We start from the raw sequence: 19,437 nt of genomic DNA, 5'->3' as shown, positions 1-19,437 counted from the left end.
ACATTTCGAGGCGCGAAGCATAATGAATCCGTTAATTATCAAATTAGGTGGCGTTTTACTGGATAGCGAAGAAGCGCTGGAGCGTCTGTTCACTGCGCTGGTGACTTACCGTCAGGAACATCAGCGTCCGTTGGTGATTGTGCACGGCGGTGGCTGTCTGGTGGATGAGCTGATGAAGAAACTGTCGCTGCCTGTCGTGAAGAAAAGCGGCCTGCGCGTCACGCCTGCCGATCAGATCGACATCATCACCGGCGCGCTGGCGGGTTCCGCCAACAAGACGCTGCTGTCATGGGCGAAAAAGCATGACATCAACGCGGTCGGCCTGTGTCTGGGCGATGGTGGCAGCACGACGGTCACGCAGCTCGATGAAGCGCTAGGTTTTGTGGGTAAAGCAGAAGCGGGATCGCCTGCGCTGCTGAACACGCTGCTGTCTGCGGGCTACCTGCCTGTTGTCAGCTCCATCGGTATTACGGCGCAGGGCGACCTGATGAACGTCAACGCCGACCAGGCGGCGACGGCACTGGCGCAAACGCTGGGCGCGGATTTAATCCTGTTGTCTGACGTGAGCGGCATTCTGGACGGTAAAGGCCAGCGTATTGCCGAAATGACGGCAGAGAAAGCCGAGCAGCTGATTGCTCAGGGCATCATTACCGACGGCATGATTGTTAAGGTTAACGCCGCGCTGGATGCCGCGCGTGCGCTGGGTCGTCCGGTTGATATCGCCAGCTGGCGTCATGCCGAGCAGCTACCTGCGCTGTTCAACGGCGTGGCGATTGGTACGCGTATTCTGGCGTAAGTCGTTTCTGGGTATGGCATGATGCGATACCAACGTGAATGATATTTTTGGGAGTAAGGATTATGGCTTTGTGGGGCGGTCGGTTTAGTCAGGCAGCAGACCAGCGTTTTAAACAATTTAATGACTCACTGCGGTTTGATTACCGTCTGGCGGAACAGGACATCGTTGGCTCGATCGGCTGGTCGAAAGCGCTGGTGACGGTCAATGTGCTCAGCGAACAGGAACAGCAGCAACTGGAACAGGCGCTGAATGCCCTGCTGGTTGAGGTTCAAGCCGATCCTGAGATGATCCTGCAAAGCGATGCAGAAGATATTCACAGCTGGGTTGAACAGCGCCTGATCGAGAAAGTCGGCGATTTAGGTAAAAAACTGCATACCGGTCGTAGCCGTAACGATCAGGTCGCAACCGACCTGAAACTCTGGTGCAAGGCGCAGATTGCAGAACTGCTGCTGTCGGTACGCCAGCTGCGTCAGGCGCTGGTTACGACGGCGGAAGCGAATCAGGATGCGGTGATGCCGGGCTACACCCACTTGCAGCGCGCACAGCCGGTGACGTTTGCACACTGGTGTCTGGCCTATCACGAGATGCTGGCGCGTGATGAAAGCCGTCTGGAAGATACGCTGAAGCGTCTGGATGTCAGCCCGCTGGGCTGCGGCGCGCTGGCGGGAACGGCTTATCCGATTGACCGTGAGCAACTGGCGGGCTGGCTCGGGTTTGCCTCGGCCACGCGTAACAGTCTGGACACGGTTTCCGATCGCGATCATGTACTGGAGCTGCTGTCTGATGCCTCGATCGGTATGATCCACCTGTCGCGTTTTGCCGAAGATCTGATCTTCTTCAACAGCGGTGAAGCGGCGTTCGTTGAGCTGTCTGACCGTGTGACATCCGGTTCTTCCCTGATGCCACAGAAGAAAAACCCGGATGCGCTGGAGCTGATTCGTGGTAAATGCGGCCGCGTACAGGGTGCGTTGACCGGCATGATGATGACGCTTAAAGGCCTGCCGCTGGCGTATAACAAAGATATGCAGGAAGACAAAGAAGGGCTGTTTGACGCGCTGGATACCTGGCACGACTGCCTGATGATGGCGGGTCTGGTGCTGGAAGGCATTCAGGTTAAACGTCCGCGCTGTAAAGAAGCGGCTGAGCAAGGCTACGCGAACTCGACGGAGCTGGCAGACTATCTGGTCGCGAAAGGCGTTCCGTTCCGTGAAGCGCACCATATCGTGGGTGAAGCGGTGGTTGAAGCCATTCGTCAGGGTAAAGCGCTGGAAGCGTTGCCGCTGGCCGATCTGCAAAAATTCAGCGCCGTGATTGGTGAGGATGTCTACCCGATTCTGGCGTTGCAATCCTGTCTGGATAAGCGTGCTGCACAAGGTGGCGTGTCACCGCAGCAGGTCGCTAAAGCGATCGGTGATGCGAAGCAGCGCTTAGGCTAAGTTGCCCTCTTCTGTTTCAGTTCCCCCGACGTGGTGTTTCGCGTTGGGGGAATTTCTGTGTTACCCATCTGATTCTTCTGCAAATTATCCTCTATCCCTGTTCATATGGAATGCGGCTCGCATTTTTCTGCTCAGCGTCCCTCTCGCCTGAATTGTTTCTGGACATCCATACAGTATCATTTTACCTTGACCGACAGCGTGAAAGGCCTGCGGAGGCAAAGTGGATATCAGCATATTTTATGGTCTGGGCGGCGGTGCGGTAGGGCTATTGATCGGGTGGCTGATTGCCAGCCTGATTCATCAGCAGAAGCTGTCGCAGCATGGCACCGAACAGCGGCTGCTGGCACAGACGTTACAGCAGACCCAGCAGTCGCTCAGTGATCAGCAGCAGGTGAAACAGCAGGATGAACAGCGGCTGCGGCAAAACGAGCTGGAACTGCGCACGGTCCACGCGCAACTTTCTGCCAGCCATGAAAAGCTGCAACAGTTGAGTGAGCTTCGCACAGAGTGCGTGCAGCTCAATCAGGAACTGCGAACGCTGCGTGAAATAAACAGCGCACAGGAAGCGGAATTGCGGGAAGTCACTATTCGGCTGGAAGAAACCCGTATGGCGGCGGAAGAAAAGCAGCGGCTGTTGGCCAATAGCGAACAGCGGTTGACGACGCAGTTTGAAAATCTGGCGAACCGGATTTTTGAACACAGCGGCCGCAAGGTGGATGAGCAAAATAAACAGAGTCTGGATAAGCTGTTGATGCCGCTGCGTGAGCAGCTTGACGGCTTCCGCCGTCAGGTACAGGACAGCTTTGGCGCGGAAGCGCGCGAGCGCCATACGCTGGCGCATGAAATCCGCAATCTGCAACAGCTGAACGCGCAGATGGCACACGAAGCCATCAACCTGACGAAAGCGCTGAAGGGCGACAATAAAACGCAGGGTAACTGGGGCGAGGTGGTGTTAAGTCGCGTGCTGGAAGCCTCTGGTCTGCGTGAGGGCTATGAGTATCAGACGCAGGTCAGCGTGCAAACGGGGACGAATAGCCGCCTGCAACCGGATGTCATCGTACGTTTACCGCAGGGCAAAGATGTCGTGATCGACGCCAAGATGTCGCTGGTGGCCTATGAGCGCTATTTCAATAGTGACGATGACGTCGAGCGCAATACGGCGCTGAACGAACATTTGCTCTCGGTGCGTAGCCATATTCGGCAACTAAGCAGCAAAGATTACCAGCAGCTTCCGGGGCTGCGTTCTCTAGACTATGTTCTGATGTTTATTCCGGTCGAGCCCGCTTTTCTGGTTGCTATCGATCGCCAGCCCGAATTGATTAACGAGGCGCTAAAGCACAATATTATGCTGGTCAGCCCGACCACGCTGCTGGTGGCGTTACGTACCATCAATAACCTATGGCGCTATGAACAGCAGAGCCGCAATGCACAGCACATCGCTGAAAAAGCATCACGGCTGTACGATAAACTGCGGTTGTTCGTCGACGATATGGAGGCCATGGGGCAGAATCTGGATAAAGCGCAGGGCACTTATCGTCAGGCGATGAATAAACTTTCCTCTGGGCGTGGTAACCTTATTGGTCAGGCTGAGGGGTTCCGCGCGCTGGGGGTAGAAATTAAACGCACCATCAGCCCGTCATTGGCCGAAAAAGCAATGGCCCATGAGCCCGCTGAACGCGACGAATTACCGGGCTCTGTCGCGCCCGATACTGTCCCTCCTGCCGTAAAAACGGAAGGTGAAGAAGGGGAAACGCTCTTCTCCTCTCGTACTCACCCATACTAAATGGGTAGGGATTTCGCGGGTTTGGCACCATGCTATGCGAAAGAAATTAGTGCAGTGGGGTTTTTATCCGGGTCTGGTACACTCTCACCATAAATGGGTAGACCCGAAATTTGATTGAAATAGTAGGCGGATAAGATGGCAAGTGAGCAGGAGAATACGGCCGACTTTGGTTTTCGGACTGTCGCCAGGGATGAAAAAGAAGTCATGGTGGCTGAAGTTTTTCATTCTGTAGCAGCAAAATATGACTTGATGAATGACCTGATGTCCTTTGGTATCCACCGTATCTGGAAGCGTTTTACCATTGAATGCAGTGGCGTAAGACGTAACCAGCGTGTTCTGGATCTGGCCGGAGGGACAGGGGATTTAACCGCCAAATTCTCCCGTATGGTTGGTGAAGGCGGTGAAGTCATTCTGGCGGACATCAACGCCTCAATGCTGAAAGTAGGCCGTGAGAAACTGCGTAACAAAGGCATTATCGACAACATCAGCTATGTGCAGGCCAATGCAGAAGCGCTGCCGTTCCCTGATGACTTCTTCGACTGTATTACTATCTCCTTTGGCTTGCGCAACGTAACGGACAAAAACAAAGCGCTGCGCTCAATGTACCGTGTCCTGAAGCCAGGTGGCCGGTTGCTGGTGCTGGAGTTTTCCAAGCCGATAATTAAACAACTGAGTACCGTTTACGATGCCTATTCCTTTCATATCCTGCCGAGGATTGGCGAGGCCGTGGCAAGTGATGCCGGGAGCTACCGCTATCTGGCGGAATCCATCCGCATGCATCCCGATCAGGAAACGCTGAAAGGGATGATGAGCGACGCCGGTTTTGACAGTGTTAACTATTTCAACCTCACCGGTGGAATCGTTGCACTACATCGTGGGTTTAAATTCTGAATCGTGGGTTTACATTCTGATTGGAAACGCCAATGCTGATAACGTCTTTTCTGACAGCTACGCTGGAAACCGCGCTGAATCAGCTGCTTTTTCACGATACGGTTTCTTGTGATCGTGGTTTTTCGTGTGATCGAAATATGAAGTCTGCCCGCCAACGCTTACAGGGAAAAACACTACAGATCGAACTGGCTGAGCTGGATGTGCCGTTGGTGCTGGTGTTTAACGAACAGCGGCTGGACGTTGTCAGCCAGTGGGGCGAATTGGCGGATTGCCGCCTGAAAACACGCGTTCCGGTTCTGGTGAAATTACGCGATCGTCAACAGCTATCGTCGCTGATGCGCAGCGGTGAATTGGTGATTGAAGGCGATATTCAGGTCGTTCAACAGTTCATCGTGCTGGTTGATCTGGCGGAGTTCGATCCCGCGGAATGGCTGTCTCCCTATCTGGGCGACATTGTTGCCCAAGGCCTCAGCCAGACGGCACAGAAAACGCTGAGCTTCCTGAGACGGTCATTGCATCAGCAGCAACATTTTCTGTCCGAAACGTTAACGGAAGAGTGGCGACTCGCTCCGGGAAAACTGGAAAATGCCTGGTTCCATGAGGAAATTGTTGCGCTGGATAAATCCGCCGATACGTTGTCCGAACGGCTGGCTAAGCTGGAGGCTTTACGATGACGCCCAGTGAATTACGCCGCCTTTACAGCATTGTGCGCGTGCTGTTGAGCTATGGTCTGGACGAACTCATTCCTAAAATGCGTCTGACGCTTCCCCTGCGTGCGGGCCGTCGTCTACTGTTCTGGTTACCCAATCGTCACCGCAACATGCCTTTAGGGGAACGTCTGCGTTTGGCATTACAGGAACTGGGGCCGGTGTGGATTAAGTTCGGGCAAATGATGTCTACGCGCCGCGATCTCTTTCCACCTGCCATCGCAGATCAACTGGCGATGTTGCAGGATAAGGTTGAGCCGTTTGATGGCAAACTGGCGCGCGCGCAAATTGAGCTGTCGATGGGGGGGATTCCTCTCGAAGAGTGGTTTGATGATTTTGACATTACACCGCTGGCTTCTGCCTCCATTGCACAGGTGCATACCGCCTGTCTGAAAAGTACGGGAAAAGAGATCGTTATCAAGGTTATCCGCCCGGATATCTTGCCGGTCATCAAGGCGGATATGCGCCTGATGAAGCGCCTGGCTGGCTGGTTGCCTCGTCTGTTGCCGGATGGTCGTCGCCTGCGGCCGCGTGAAGTGGTGCTGGAATACGAAAAAACGTTGCTTGATGAGCTGAACTTGCTGCGAGAAGCAGCCAATGCCATTCAGCTACGGCGGAATTTTGAGAACAGCCCGATGCTGTATGTGCCGGAAATTTATTCGGATTATTGCAGCGAAGACATGTTGGTGATGGAACGAATCTACGGCATTCCCGTTTCTGATGTTGATGCGCTGAAAGCGAATGGAACGGATATGAAACTGCTGGCTGAACGCGGTGTTCAGGTTTTCTTCACGCAGGTATTCCGCGACAGTTTCTTCCATGCAGATATGCATCCCGGCAATATCTTTATCAGCCACGAGCACCCGGAAGACCCGCAATACATCGGTATTGATTGCGGTATAGTCGGTTCGTTGAATAAAGAGGATAAGCGCTATCTGGCCGAGAATTTTATTGCCTTCTTCAACCGTGATTATCGCAAGGTCGCCGAACTGCATGTGGATTCGGGCTGGGTGCCGGCGGATACCAATGTTGCCGATTTTGAATTTGCTATTCGTACGGTCTGTGAGCCAATCTTCGAGAAGCCGTTGGCGGAAATTTCGTTCGGCCATGTATTATTGAATTTGTTTAATACGGCGCGTCGCTTCAACATGGAAGTACAGCCCCAATTGGTGTTGCTGCAAAAAACGTTGCTGTATATTGAGGGCGTTGGCCGGCAGCTTTACCCGCAGCTTGACCTGTGGAAAACGGCTAAGCCGTTTCTGGAAACCTGGCTGAAGCAGCAAGTCGGTTTGCCTGCGGTTTTCCGTGCGCTTAAAGAAAAAGCGCCGTTCTGGGCGGAAAAGCTGCCGGAAGTGCCTGAATTGTTTTATGACGGGCTGCGTCAGCATAAGATGTTAAAGCACAGCGTCGATCAACTGGCCTATGAGTTGAAAACGCAGCAGGCGCGTCAAGGGCAGTCACGATATCTTTTGGGTATTGGCGCCACGCTACTAATTAGTGGTACGTTGTTATTGATCAGCCGTGTTGAGGCCGACATGGTTCCCGCAGGGTTGATGGCTGCAGGAATTGTTGCCTGGATTATCGGCTGGCGTCGAACTCGTTGAAGCAGATCATGATACACGCCAGAATAACCCGATATAATCACGGTAATTCTGTCGTTCCCCTTTTTGAAAAGAGGTAAATGTTATGGGTGGTATTAGTATCTGGAACCTGTTGATTATCGCTGTCATCGTCGTACTGCTGTTCGGAACTAACAAGCTGAGAACGCTGGGTTCAGATCTGGGCGCGTCAATCAAAGGGTTTAAGAAAGCGATGGGTGACGATCAGCCGTCCACTAGCGCAGACAAAACGCAGCCAGATGCAGATTTCTCTACCAAATCTATTGCTGACAGCCAGGCAGACGTCAAGCAGGGCGACCCGAAGAGCCAGCATAAAGAGCAGGTGTAATCTGTGTTCGATATCGGTTTTGGTGAATTGCTATTGGTGATGGTTCTTGGCCTGATTGTCCTTGGGCCGGAACGTTTGCCTGTGGCAGTCAAGACGGTTGCAAGCTGGATCAGGACGCTGCGTGCGCTGGCGTCCACCGTTCAGAATGAACTGTCGCAGGAGCTGAAAATTCAGGAGTTTCAGGAAAGCCTGAAAAAAGTCGAAAAAGCCAGTTTGCAGAATCTGTCACCTGAGTTGAAAGCCTCAATGGATGAACTTAAAGAAGCGGCAGAAGCGATGAAACGTAGCTATAGCGAAACATCGTCGCTGCAAAAATCAGAGGGTCATCAAGAGTCAGACGATCCGAACGCGACGGTGGAACCGCCTCGCAACGCCCCGCTAAACGATCCTGAAGCGGCCTATGACGGGGTCATTGAAACGGAAACCGCAGTACGGCCAGCAGCCAGCCAGCCTAAGCCTGAAAAGGGTGCTGTTGCTGAACATCACCATGAGAGCGCCACCGGTGCTGAAGCTGTCGGCAACGAGAATGTCAAACCTGAGCAGTTCCAGTCTTCTGCTGTTTCTGCCCGTCAACCGAGCGATAGTCGTTAGTTTATGGCCGATGAAGATACTCAACCGCTAATTAGCCACCTGATTGAGCTACGCAAGCGTCTACTCAACAGCATTATCTGTGTGCTGGCGGTATTTATTGCGCTAGTGTACTTTGCCAACGACATCTACCAATTGGTTTCTGCTCCTCTCATCGAGCAATTACCGGCAGGTGCCAGTATGATCGCGACCGATGTCGCCTCACCTTTCTTTACGCCGATCAAGCTGACGATGATTGTCTCAGTGTTTGTTGCCGCGCCGCTGGTGCTGTATCAGGTGTGGGCGTTTGTGGCACCAGCCCTGTATAAACACGAACGTCGTTTAATGATGCCGCTGTTGGTCTCTAGCAGTCTGCTGTTTTATGCGGGTATGGCGTTCGCGTACTTTGTGGTGTTCCCTCTGGCGTTTGGCTTTTTCGCGAAAACCGCGCCCGTTGGCGTGCTGATTGCGACCGATATTAATAACTACCTCGATTTTGTTATGGCACTGTTCATGGCGTTCGGGGTATCGTTTGAAGTGCCAGTTGCCATTGTGCTGCTCTGTTGGAGCGGTGTGGTGACGCCGGAAGATCTGAAAAGAAAGCGCCCTTATATTCTGGTCGGCGCGTTTGTTGTCGGTATGCTGCTAACGCCGCCGGATGTTTTCTCACAGACGCTGCTGGCAATCCCCATGTATCTGCTGTTTGAAGTTGGCGTCTTTTTCGCGCGGTTTTACGTTGGCAAAGGCCGCCGGGCTGAAACCGAAGAGCCATCGCAGTAACACACGGTTTCCTGCGGTAGGACGGTAAAATGACCTCTCTTTGAGAGGTCTTATTTTTTTATTCGCCAGAGTGAAGTCGGCGAACGGTCACGAGCAGGTGAGAGTCATGTTTGATATTGGCGTTAACCTAACCAGTTCTCAGTTTGAAAAAAACAGAGAGCAGGTCGTCATTCGGGCTAGGCAAGCGGGTGTCAGTGGTATCTTGATCACCGGAACCAACGCTCAGGAAAGCCAGCAAGCAATGTTACTGGCGCAAGCCTATCCCGATTATTGCTGGTCAACGGCGGGTGTTCATCCACATGATGCCAGCCAATGGAATGACGTCATCGCCGAACAGATTCATCACTTGGCCAACGCGGCTTGTGTAGTGGCGATTGGTGAATGCGGGCTGGATTTCAACCGCAATTTTTCGACGCCAGAAGAACAAGAGCGGGCATTTAGCGCGCAACTGGCGATGGCGGCCGAGCTGTCTATGCCGGTTTTCCTTCACTGCCGTGACGCGCATTCCCGTTTTATCTCGTTGCTAACACCCTGGCTGAATCAGTTGCCTGCTGCCGTGGTTCACTGCTTTACCGGCAATCGTCATGAATTGGATGAATGCCTGGAAGCGGGGCTGATGGTTGGCATTACTGGCTGGGTTTGCGATGAGCGTCGTGGGCTTGAGCTTCGTGCGTTACTGCCGCATATTCCTGCCGATCGATTGTTGGTGGAAACCGACGCACCTTATCTGTTACCCCGGGATTTACGCCCTAAACCGGCATCCCGCCGTAACGAACCCTGTTATCTGCCCCATATTATTCGCCAGATTGCGATGTGGCGTGGAGAAGATGCCACATGGTTGGGACAGACAACAGATGAAAATGCCCGCCGGGTTTTCCGGCTGGCCTGATTCAGGAGAATAATGACATGAGCAATGCTTTTCCCGGCACATTCCCCGGCCGACGTATGCGCCGTATTCGTCGCCATGATTTCAGTCGTCGCCTTGTTGCTGAAAATCAACTGACGGTGAATGATTTGATTTATCCCGTTTTCGTGATGGAAGGGACAAATCAGCGTCAGGAAGTTCCCTCAATGCCGGGGGTATACCGGATGACTATCGACGTGCTTCTGAAAGAAGCAGAAGAGATCGCTAAGCTCGGTGTTCCGGTACTGTCGTTGTTCCCCGTTATTGAAGCGGATAAAAAATCACTCTATGCCGAAGAAGCCTATAACCCAGATGGTCTGGTTCCTCGGACGATCCGCGCGCTGAAAGACGCCGTCCCAGAACTGGGTTTGCTGACGGATGTGGCACTCGATCCCTATACCACGCACGGGCAAGACGGGATTATTGATGCTGATGGTTATGTGATTAATGACGTCACCAAGGAGATTTTGGTGCGTCAGGCGCTGTCGCACGCCGAAGCTGGGGCAGAAATCATTGCGCCTAGTGACATGATGGACGGTCGCATCGGCGCTATTCGTGACACCCTTGAAGCACAAAACCTGATCAACACTCAGATCATGGCCTATTCGGCTAAGTATGCATCGTGCTATTACGGGCCTTTCCGTGACGCGGTGGGCTCTGCTGGCAACCTGAAAGGCGGCAACAAGAAAACCTACCAGATGGATCCGGCCAACAGCGATGAAGCCTTGCAGGAAATCGCGCAGGATTTGCAGGAAGGCGCGGATATGGTGATGGTGAAACCGGGTATGCCTTATCTGGATGTCGTGCGCCGCGTCAAGGAGACGTTCGGCGTACCGACGTTTGCCTATCAGGTCTCTGGCGAATATGCGATGCACATGGCGGCGATTCAGAACGGCTGGTTGCAGGAGCAACCGGTGGTGATGGAGTCTCTGCTGTGCTTTAAACGCGCGGGTGCGGATGGGGTACTGACCTATTTTGCTAAGCGTGTCGCACAGTGGCTGCACGATCAGCACATGCAGCGCTAAGTTTGTTTCATCCGGCGCGGTATAAACGCGCCGGGTAGGGTAAAAAACATAGACACGGGTTAGGCTTTGCGAAACTCGCGGTTATCAATGCTCTGCCTGACCTGCTTGTTCAGCATATTCAGCAACAGCATCGAACGGGCTTCGCCGTCAGGTTCGGTGTAAATCGCCTGAAGACCAGAGAAAATACCGTCGGTAATGACCACGCTATCGCCGGGCTGCGGCGTCAGTGGGTCAAGGATTCCCTGAATCGGGCGAAGGGATAACTCATCGATAACCTGCTGCGGAATGGTCGCGGGCAGCGCGCCAAATCGCACAAAGTTGCTCACCCCACGCGTTGCGCTGATGGTGGTGGTGTGGATGCGTTCGGGATCGAATTCCACAAACAGGTAGTTTGGGAACAGCGGCTCACACACTTCCGTTCGTTTACCACGAACGATTTTATCCAGCGTGATCATCGGGCTCACGCAGGTCACATCCTGACGTTCCAGGTGCTCTTTCGCGCGCAGCAGTTGACCACGTTTACAATACAGTAAGTACCAGGCTTCCATAATTTCGCAGACTTATGATTCCGACGAGCAAGCATAACAAAAGCGAGCACGGATAAAAAATTTTCGGCAGATATTTTTGTTACCACATTATGGTAATCGGATTCTTGATGGTGACTGGATTCTTACCATAAATAGGCGCTGCGGGAAGCGACAGGTGGGTGAAGAGACTTTATAATAGCCACAACGATAGACTGCCCCCGATGAATAGCATGAAATACCGTGACTTACGCGAGTTCCTCTCGCTGCTGGAAGAGAGAGGGGAGTTGAAACGCATTACCCAGCCCATTGATCCTTACCTTGAAATGACGGAAATTGCTGACCGGACGCTGCGTGCGGAAGGCCCGGCTCTCCTGTTTGAAAACCCCAAAGGCTATGACATACCGGTGCTGTGCAATTTATTCGGCACGCCGAAACGTGTTGCATTGGGAATGGGGCAAGAAGAGGTCAGCGCACTGCGCGAGGTGGGTAAGCTGCTGGCGTTTCTGAAAGAGCCGGAGCCGCCTAAAGGGTTCCGCGATCTGGTCGATAAAATGCCGAAGTTCCGTCAGGTATTGAATATGCCGACGAAACGGCTGTCTTCGGCGCCGTGTCAGGAACAGGTTTGGCAAGGTGATGACGTTGATCTGCGCCGGCTTCCGGTGATGCAGTGCTGGCCAGAAGATGCCGCGCCGCTCATTACCTGGGGGCTTACCGTGACGCGCGGGCCGCATAAAGAACGCCAGAATCTGGGGATCTATCGCCAGCAGGTGCTGGGTAAAAACAAACTGATCATGCGCTGGCTATCTCACCGCGGCGGCGCGCTGGATTTTCAGGAGTGGTGTCAGGAAAATCCGGGGCAGCGTTTTCCGGTATCTGTCGCATTGGGGGCTGACCCTGCGACGATCCTCGGTGCGGTGACGCCCGTCCCTGATACGCTATCGGAATATGCCTTTGCCGGTTTGCTGCGTGGGAATAAGACCGAAGTGGTGAAGTGTCTGTCAAACGATCTTGAAGTGCCTGCCAGTGCGGAAATTGTTCTGGAAGGCTATATTGAACCTGGAGAAATGGCGGCTGAAGGGCCTTATGGCGACCACACCGGCTATTACAATGAGGTTGACCATTTTCCGGTCTTTACCGTCACGCATATCACTCAGCGTCAGAATGCCATTTATCACTCGACTTACACGGGGCGGCCACCGGATGAGCCCGCGGTGCTGGGCGTGGCGTTGAACGAAGTTTTCGTGCCGATCCTGCAAAAGCAGTTCCCTGAGATTGTTGATTTTTATTTGCCACCGGAGGGTTGCTCTTACCGTCTGGCGGTCGTTACCATGAAGAAACAGTACGCGGGCCATGCTAAACGCGTCATGATGGGCGTCTGGTCTTTTTTACGCCAGTTCATGTATACGAAATTTGTCATTGTCTGCGATGATGACGTTAACGCCCGAGACTGGAACGACGTGATATGGGCGATCACGACGCGTATGGATCCGGCACGCGATACGGTATTAGTGGAAAATACGCCGATCGACTATCTTGATTTCGCCTCGCCGGTTTCTGGCCTGGGTTCCAAAATGGGTCTGGATGCCACCAATAAATGGCCGGGCGAGACACAGCGCGAGTGGGGACACCCTATCAAGAAAGACCCACAGGTTTGTGCCCGCATTGATGAGATATGGGACGAGTTGGCCATTTTTAGTGACAGAGAGCCCCGGCGTTAACGGCTGCCCTGTTCTCAGTTTTGCTTTTATGACCCTATAGAGGGAATGCATGACAACATTGAGCTGTAAAGTGACTTCGGTTGAAGCGATAACCGATACGGTCTATCGCGTTCGTTTATTACCTGAAGCGCCGTTTTCCTTTCGGGCTGGCCAGTATTTGATGGTGGTGATGGGCGATCGAGACAAACGTCCTTTCTCACTGGCATCGACCCCGATGGATAAAAATTTTATCGAATTGCACATTGGGGCGTCCGAACTCAATCTTTACGCGATGGCAGTGATGGAACGTATTCATAAGGAAAAATCCCTGACGGTCGATATTCCTCATGGTGAAGCCTGGCTGCGGGAAGAGAGTACGCGTCCGCTGGTGCTGATTGCGGGCGGAACCGGATTTTCATATGTGCGTTCTATCCTGCTGACCGCGCTGGCACAGCAGCCCGATCGCGATATCTCCGTTTACTGGGGCGGACGTGAATCCCAGCACCTGTACGATCTCGCAGAGCTTGAAGGCTTTGCGGCCAGGCACCCCAACCTGCGGGTGGTGCCAGTCGTCGAACAGCCGGAAGCTGGATGGAATGGCAGAACGGGAACCGTTCTGAGTGCGGTATTGCAGGATTACGGTTCGCTGGCAGAACAGGATATCTACATTGCCGGTCGCTTTGAAATGGCGAAAATTGCGCGTGAGCGTTTTTGTAATGAGCGCGGTGCGCTGACGGCCCATATGTTCAGCGATGCATTTTCGTTTATTTAAAATGGCCGATGGCAGTCAGAGTTAATGGCGGTCAGAATGAAAAAGTAAAAATCCCACGTCTGTGGGATTTTTGGTTTCTGGTGTAGCTCTGGCAAAGCATATCTATATTCAGACGCGCTCAAATACCGTTGCAATACCCTGTCCCAGCCCGATGCACATTGTCGCCACGCCAAACTGAACATCGCGGCTTTCCATCAGATTAATCAATGTGGTAGAGATACGCGCGCCCGAGCAACCAAGCGGGTGACCCAGCGCAATCGCGCCACCATTGAGATTGACCTTTTCATCGAGCTGTTCCAGCAATCCCAAATCTTTAATGCAGGGTAGCGTCTGAGCGGCGAAGGCCTCATTGAGTTCAAAGAGACCGATATCGGTGAGGCTTAATCCTGCCCGCTTCAGTGCCAGCTTGGTGGCCGGAACCGGACCGTAACCCATGATCGAAGGATCGCAGCCAACTACAGCCATCGCCCGGATGCGGGCTCGCACAGGTAAGCCTAACGATGCCGCGCGGGATTCGCTCATGATCAACATGGCTGCCGCACCATCGGACAACGCCGAGGATGATGCGGCTGTCACCGTGCCGTTAACCGGATCGAACGCCGGTTTGAGCGCCGCAAGGCTATTGACGGTGGTGTCTGGGCGAATGACTTCATCATAATCGAAGCGTTGCAGCGCGCCGTCGGCATCATGCCCTGCCGTGGGGATGATTTCATGGCGAAACGCCCCTGACTGGGTAGCTCTGTGGGCGCGTTGGTGTGAGCGAGCGGCGAACTGATCCTGCATCTCACGACCGATATTGTGCATACGTGCCAGCATTTCTGCCGTCAATCCCATCATTCCCGCCGCCTTAGCTGTGGTGCGACTCAGTCCCGGATGAAAATCGACGCCATGATTCATCGGCACATGCCCCATATGCTCAACGCCACCAATTAAGCAGACATTCGCATCGCCGACCATAATGGCACGGGCGGCATCGTGAAGCGCCTGCATGGAAGATCCACACAGTCGGTTAACCGTGGTCGCCGGGACGCTCACCGGGATTTCTGCCAGCAAAGCGGCATTGCGGGCGACGTTGAAGCCTTGCTCCAGCGTTTGTTGCACACAGCCCCAATAGATATCGTCAATCTCATGAGCATCCAGCGCCGCGTTACGGCTTAATAGGCTGCGCATCAGGTGTGCGGACAGGTCTTCGGCTCTCACCTGACGGAAAGCACCGCCTTTGGAGCGTCCCATCGGCGTGCGTACGGCATCAACAATCACTACCTTTTCCATATTTCCTGCCCTCATGCCGGTTGGCCGTAAGAAACGTCCGCGTGTGGCGCGGCCGATGGGTAATAGCCTTCATTGTTTCTGGCTTTCTGCTGCAACCCGTCAGGCACCTGATAAATTGCGCCGAGGTGCGCCAGTTGCTGCGCCATCTCGACATAACGTTGGCTACCCAAAGTATCCAGATAGCGGCAGGCTCCACCGTGGAAAGGGGGGAAACCTAGCCCGTATACCAGCGCCATGTCCGCTTCGGCGGGGCTGGCGACGATACCTTCTTCCAGACAGCGTGCCACTTCATTAATCATCGGAATCATCATGCGAGCGATAATCTCTTCCGCGCTGAATGTTTTTCTCGTTTGGCTGATGTCCTTAAGGAGTGCCTCTACGGCTTCATCCTGCTCTTTACGCAGCTTGCCTTTGCTATCGGTTTGATAGCGGTAGAAGCCCTGACCATTTTTCTGCCCAAAACGCTGATGTTCAAACAACATGTCAATCGCATCGCGATAATCTTTCGCCATGCGCTGTGGAAATCCTTCGGCCATCACCGCCTGAGCATGGTGTGCGGTATCAATACCGACCACATCCAGCAGATAGGCCGGACCCATCGGCCAACCGAATTTTTTCTCCATGACTTTATCGATCTCGCGGAAATCGGCACCGTCCCTAAGCAGTAGGCTGAACGCCGCAAAGTAGGGGAATAAAACCCGATTGACGAAGAATCCGGGGCAGTCGTTGACGACAATCGGCGTTTTGCCCATTTTGCTTGCGTAAGCGACCACGCTGGCAATGGTGCTGTCGCTGGTTTTGGGACCGCGAATAATTTCAACCAGCGGCATGCGATGCACCGGGTTGAAGAAGTGCATACCGCAAAAATTTTGCGGCCGTTTTAACGATGCAGCCAGCGAAGCAATCGGGATGGTTGAGGTATTCGAAGCCAGAATCGTCTTTTCGTTCACGTACGATTCGGTTTCTGCCAATACGCTGGCTTTGATTTTCGGGTTCTCTACCACGGCTTCAACGACGATGTCGGTACGCTCGAATCCGGCATAATCCAGCGTTGGGTGAATGCTGGCCAGAATCGTTGCCATTTTCATTCCGTCCAGTTTGCCTCTTTCCATCTGCTTATTCAGCAGCTTTGCCGCTTCATTCATCCCCAGTGCGAGCGGTTTCTCGTTGATATCTTTCATCCGAATCGGTATGCCCTTGAACGCCGATTGATAGGCAATCCCGCCGCCCATAATACCTGCTCCCAGCACGGTGGCCTGTTGCGGTACAGATGTCTCGCCAACCAGCTTCTTCGCTTTGCTTTTAACATACTGATCGTTGAGGAAAATACCGACGAGTGAGCGGGCTTCATCTGAGCGTGCCAGTTGCACGAAGTGTTGAGTTTCGAGCTGCAATGCGTCATCGCGCGTCATGGTTGCGGCGGCTTCGATGGTTTTTACCGCTAGCATCGGTGCCGGATAATGTTTCCCGGCGGTTTGCAGCACCATCGCTTTAGCGGTAGTAAAGCTCATCATGGCTTCAATTTTATTGAGCTTCAGTGCTTCAAGTTTTGGACGTCGGTAAGCTTGCCAGTCCAGTGCACCGTTAATTGCCTGCTTTAGCATCTTGATGGCCGCGGGAATCAGTTTTTCGTTGGCGACCACGGCCTGCACCAACCCCACCTTTAAGGCATCGGCTGCGCTGACGTCTTTACCTGCGGCGATAATCTCCAGTGCGCTGTCCGCGCCCAGCAGACGCGGTAGCCTGACCGTGCCGCCAAAGCCTGGCATGATCCCCAGCTTGGTTTCTGGTAGCCCGATTCGTGCATCCGGCGTTGCTAAACGAAAATCGGTTGCCAGTACGCATTCACAGCCGCCGCCCAGCGCATAGCTATTAATCGCAGACAGAGTGGGAACGGGTAAATCCTCAAGGCGGCTGAAAATGCGGTTGGCGAAGACAAGCCATTCATGCAGCTTTTCTGCTGGCGCAGCAAAAAGAGAAAGGAATTCCGTGATATCGGCACCGACAATAAATGCTGGTTTGTCTGAGCGCAGCAGTAAGCCCTTCAGGTTCGGTTGCTCCGCCAGAACATCCAGCGCTTTACCCAGGCTGGCCACCGTGCGGGTATCTAGCTTGTTTACGGAGCCAGGGGCAGAAAATACCAGCTCGACAATGCCGTCCTCAAGCCAGTTAAGGTAGAGGGATTCACCTTGATAAAGCATGTTTATCTCCGCTGTTTGTGTAAGTGATCTGGTATGACCAGATGATTGGATTGTGGTTTTAATGTTAATTTTTTGCAAACGAGAGATTAATTTTTTGCCGAATCGATCACAAAGCACCGGACGCTGCCCTTGGAGAATGCCTGTGTTAAAATGGAGGGATAATGTCGTGACGTACAAGGATACTCATGGAAAAGCTGGCTTCTTTATATCATCACCATCTGGCTACGCTGCAAGCGCGTGCTCAGGCAGTTTTAGCGCGCCATCAGCTTGACGCATTACTGATTCACTCTGGTGAGCTGTTGACCGTTTTTCTGGACGATCACGATTATCCTTTCAAGGTTAACCCGCAGTTTAAAGCCTGGGTGCCCGTCACGCAGGTGCCGAATTGCTGGCTGTGGATTGACGGTGTTAATCCGCCAAAACTGTGGTTCTACTCGCCAGTGGATTACTGGCACAACGTGGCTCCGGTTCCTGAGAGTTTCTGGACCGAAGAGATTGATATTGCCGTGCTACGAAACGCTGATGACATCGGGCAATATCTGCCATCGCAGCGCGAGCGCGTTGCTTATATCGGTTATGCACCGCAACGGGCGCAGGCGTTGGGGATTCGCGCGGACAATATTAATCCTCAGGGCGTGCTGGATTATCTGCACTACCACCGGGCTTACAAAACCGATTACGAGCTGGCCTGCATGCGTGAAGCACAGAAGACCGCGGTGATCGGTCACCGGGCTGCGCATGAAGCGTTTCTGTCCGGTATGAGCGAATTCGATATTAATCTGGCGTATCTGACAGCCACTGGACATCGGGATATTGATGTTCCTTACGGTAATATCATCGCACTCAATGAACATGCCGCAGTGTTGCACTATACCCAGCTCGATCATCAGGTACCTTCCGATGTCCGCAGCTTTCTGATTGATGCAGGGGCTGAATATAACGGCTATGCCGCCGATCTGACGCGAACCTATTCTGCCCAGAGCGATGGCGCGTTTGCCCTGCTGATTAAAGATCTCAATCAGGAAATGCTCGCGCTGATTGATACCATTCAGGCGGGAGTGCGCTATACCGATTACCATATTCAGATGCATCAGCGAATTGCGAAGCTGCTGAAATCACATCAGTTGGTGCGTGACATCAGCGAGGAGGCGATGGTGGAGCAGGGACTCACGTCACTTTTCCTACCACACGGTTTGGGTCACCCGCTGGGGTTACAAGTACATGATGTTGCAGGGTTTATGCAAGACGACCGCGGCACGCATCTGGCCGCGCCGTCTCAGCATCCTTACCTGCGCTGTACTCGTGTGCTGGAACCCGGCATGGTCATGACGATCGAACCGGGCATTTATTTCATCGAATCCTTGATCGCGCCGTGGCGTGAGGGCGAATTGAGTCAACACGTTGACTGGCAAAAAATCGATGCGTTGAAACCGTTTGGTGGTATTCGTATCGAAGATAATATTGTCATTCATGAAGGGCGCGTGGAAAACATGACGCGCGACCTGAACCTAGCCTGATGCAAGCGTATCCAGTCCTTGTTGAGCCAGTGAGCTTCAGTGAGGAAATCAAGAAAAGCCGCTTTACGACGATCCTGGCAGCAACGCCGGGAATCGAGGCGGCGAAAGCCTTTATCCAGCAGGTAAGGGAAGAGCACGCCTCGGCAGGGCATCACTGCTGGGCGTTTGTTGCGGGCGCGCCCGACGATTCCCAGCAACTGGGTTTTTCTGACGATGGTGAACCGTCTGGTACAGCAGGTAAGCCGATGCTATCGCAACTGATGGGTAGCGGTATCGGTGACATTACTGCCGTGGTCGTGCGTTACTATGGCGGAATCCCGCTGGGTACTGGTGGGTTGGTGAAGGCTTATGGCGGCGGCGTTCAGCAAGCGCTGAAACGGGTATCGCTGCAAGAGAAAGTCTTGCAAAAAGAGTATGGCTTACACTGTGACTATGCGCTGTTGCCTCAGGTGGAATCACTGATCTTCCAGCTTGGCGGAAAAGTGCTGCATAGCGAGTATGGCGTGGAAGTCGTATTGCGGTTCTCTATCCCCGTCAGGGGAACTGAGGAAGCGGCAATGAAATTGCGTGATTTAAGCCGTGGCGCGTTGCATTTATTGCCGATTCCATAATAAT

At 53.3% G+C, this 19,437-nt stretch carries 18 protein-coding genes; 15 read left to right on the top strand and 3 right to left on the bottom strand.

Annotation, left to right across the window (positions count from 1 at the left end; genetic code table 11):
• Window positions 1-22 precede the first annotated feature (22 nt).
• From argB to hemB, 11 genes are all read left to right on the top strand, one after another.
• Window positions 23-796 (top strand): acetylglutamate kinase, encoded by a 774-nt coding sequence (gene argB, locus O1Q74_RS19105; RefSeq protein ID WP_334311370.1) that lies wholly within the window; start codon window positions 23-25, stop codon window positions 794-796.
• A 62-nt stretch (window positions 797-858) separates the two neighbouring features.
• Window positions 859-2,232 carry an argininosuccinate lyase gene (gene argH, locus O1Q74_RS19100; protein ID WP_271875065.1) on the top strand — a complete coding sequence of 458 codons (1,374 nt, stop codon included), beginning with the start codon at window positions 859-861 and terminating at the stop codon, window positions 2,230-2,232.
• Window positions 2,233-2,452: 220 nt separating this feature from the next.
• A complete protein-coding gene (gene rmuC / locus O1Q74_RS19095; protein ID WP_271875064.1) occupies window positions 2,453-4,015 on the top strand; it encodes a DNA recombination protein RmuC in 1,563 nt (520 codons plus the stop codon).
• Window positions 4,016-4,150: 135 nt separating this feature from the next.
• Window positions 4,151-4,906, top strand: a complete 756-nt coding sequence (gene ubiE / locus O1Q74_RS19090) for a bifunctional demethylmenaquinone methyltransferase/2-methoxy-6-polyprenyl-1,4-benzoquinol methylase UbiE (RefSeq protein WP_015842148.1) — start codon at window positions 4,151-4,153, stop codon at window positions 4,904-4,906.
• Window positions 4,907-4,938: 32 nt separating this feature from the next.
• Window positions 4,939-5,580, top strand: a complete 642-nt coding sequence (gene ubiJ / locus O1Q74_RS19085; protein ID WP_271875063.1) for a ubiquinone biosynthesis protein UbiJ — start codon at window positions 4,939-4,941, stop codon at window positions 5,578-5,580.
• Window positions 5,577-7,217, top strand: a complete 1,641-nt coding sequence (gene ubiB, locus O1Q74_RS19080; RefSeq protein ID WP_271875062.1) for a ubiquinone biosynthesis regulatory protein kinase UbiB — start codon at window positions 5,577-5,579, stop codon at window positions 7,215-7,217. The genes ubiJ and ubiB overlap by 4 nt, the downstream gene beginning before the upstream one ends.
• A gap of 82 nt (window positions 7,218-7,299) precedes the next feature.
• Window positions 7,300-7,560 carry a Sec-independent protein translocase subunit TatA gene (gene tatA, locus O1Q74_RS19075; protein WP_271875061.1) on the top strand — a complete coding sequence of 87 codons (261 nt, stop codon included), beginning with the start codon at window positions 7,300-7,302 and terminating at the stop codon, window positions 7,558-7,560.
• Window positions 7,561-7,563: 3 nt separating this feature from the next.
• Window positions 7,564-8,151 (top strand): Sec-independent protein translocase protein TatB, encoded by a 588-nt coding sequence (gene tatB, locus O1Q74_RS19070; protein WP_271875060.1) that lies wholly within the window; start codon window positions 7,564-7,566, stop codon window positions 8,149-8,151.
• A gap of 3 nt (window positions 8,152-8,154) precedes the next feature.
• Window positions 8,155-8,907: a Sec-independent protein translocase subunit TatC gene (gene tatC / locus O1Q74_RS19065; RefSeq protein WP_271875059.1), complete on the top strand. Its 753-nt coding sequence runs from the start codon at window positions 8,155-8,157 to the stop codon at window positions 8,905-8,907.
• 106 nt (window positions 8,908-9,013) lie between these two features.
• Window positions 9,014-9,796, top strand: coding sequence for a 3'-5' ssDNA/RNA exonuclease TatD (tatD, locus tag O1Q74_RS19060; protein ID WP_271875058.1), 783 nt, complete (start codon window positions 9,014-9,016; stop codon window positions 9,794-9,796).
• Between the two features lie 17 nt (window positions 9,797-9,813).
• Window positions 9,814-10,836, top strand: a complete 1,023-nt coding sequence (hemB, locus tag O1Q74_RS19055; RefSeq protein WP_271875057.1) for a porphobilinogen synthase — start codon at window positions 9,814-9,816, stop codon at window positions 10,834-10,836.
• 59 nt (window positions 10,837-10,895) lie between these two features.
• Here the strand turns inward: hemB and rfaH are convergent, their stop codons facing one another.
• On the bottom strand, window positions 10,896-11,384 hold the full coding sequence (rfaH, locus tag O1Q74_RS19050; protein WP_271875056.1) for a transcription/translation regulatory transformer protein RfaH: 489 nt from the start codon (window positions 11,382-11,384) through the stop codon (window positions 10,896-10,898).
• A gap of 200 nt (window positions 11,385-11,584) precedes the next feature.
• On the opposite strand from rfaH, the gene ubiD reads away from it, so the two are divergent.
• Entirely contained in the window at window positions 11,585-13,081 is a 1,497-nt protein-coding gene (ubiD, locus tag O1Q74_RS19045; RefSeq protein WP_271875055.1) for a 4-hydroxy-3-polyprenylbenzoate decarboxylase, read from the top strand.
• 49 nt (window positions 13,082-13,130) lie between these two features.
• Entirely contained in the window at window positions 13,131-13,832 is a 702-nt protein-coding gene (fre, locus tag O1Q74_RS19040; RefSeq protein ID WP_271875054.1) for an NAD(P)H-flavin reductase, read from the top strand.
• A gap of 108 nt (window positions 13,833-13,940) precedes the next feature.
• Here fre and fadA read toward each other — a convergent pair whose 3' ends face one another.
• Together fadA and fadB are read right to left on the bottom strand one after the other, a co-directional pair.
• Entirely contained in the window at window positions 13,941-15,104 is a 1,164-nt protein-coding gene (gene fadA / locus O1Q74_RS19035) for an acetyl-CoA C-acyltransferase FadA (protein ID WP_271875053.1), read from the bottom strand.
• 11 nt (window positions 15,105-15,115) lie between these two features.
• The gene (gene fadB, locus O1Q74_RS19030; RefSeq protein WP_271875052.1) at window positions 15,116-17,305 is read right to left on the bottom strand and encodes a fatty acid oxidation complex subunit alpha FadB; all 2,190 of its coding nucleotides are present in this window, start codon (window positions 17,303-17,305) and stop codon (window positions 15,116-15,118) included.
• Between the two features lie 185 nt (window positions 17,306-17,490).
• Here fadB and pepQ point away from each other — a divergent pair, with 185 nt between their 5' ends.
• A complete protein-coding gene (pepQ, locus tag O1Q74_RS19025; RefSeq protein WP_271875051.1) occupies window positions 17,491-18,822 on the top strand; it encodes a Xaa-Pro dipeptidase in 1,332 nt (443 codons plus the stop codon).
• Complete coding sequence (locus tag O1Q74_RS19020; protein ID WP_271875050.1) at window positions 18,822-19,433, top strand: IMPACT family protein; 612 nt, start codon at window positions 18,822-18,824, stop codon at window positions 19,431-19,433. Before pepQ ends, O1Q74_RS19020 begins: the two co-directional genes overlap by 1 nt.
• The last annotated feature ends 4 nt before the right edge of the window (window positions 19,434-19,437 follow it).

The sequence above is a fragment of the Pectobacterium sp. A5351 genome (genome assembly GCF_028335745.1).
In the GTDB taxonomy this organism is placed as follows: Bacteria; Pseudomonadota; Gammaproteobacteria; order Enterobacterales; family Enterobacteriaceae; genus Pectobacterium.
The sequence above is the reverse complement of the archived record's forward strand: the minus strand, read 5'-3'. Positions and strand labels throughout refer to the sequence as shown.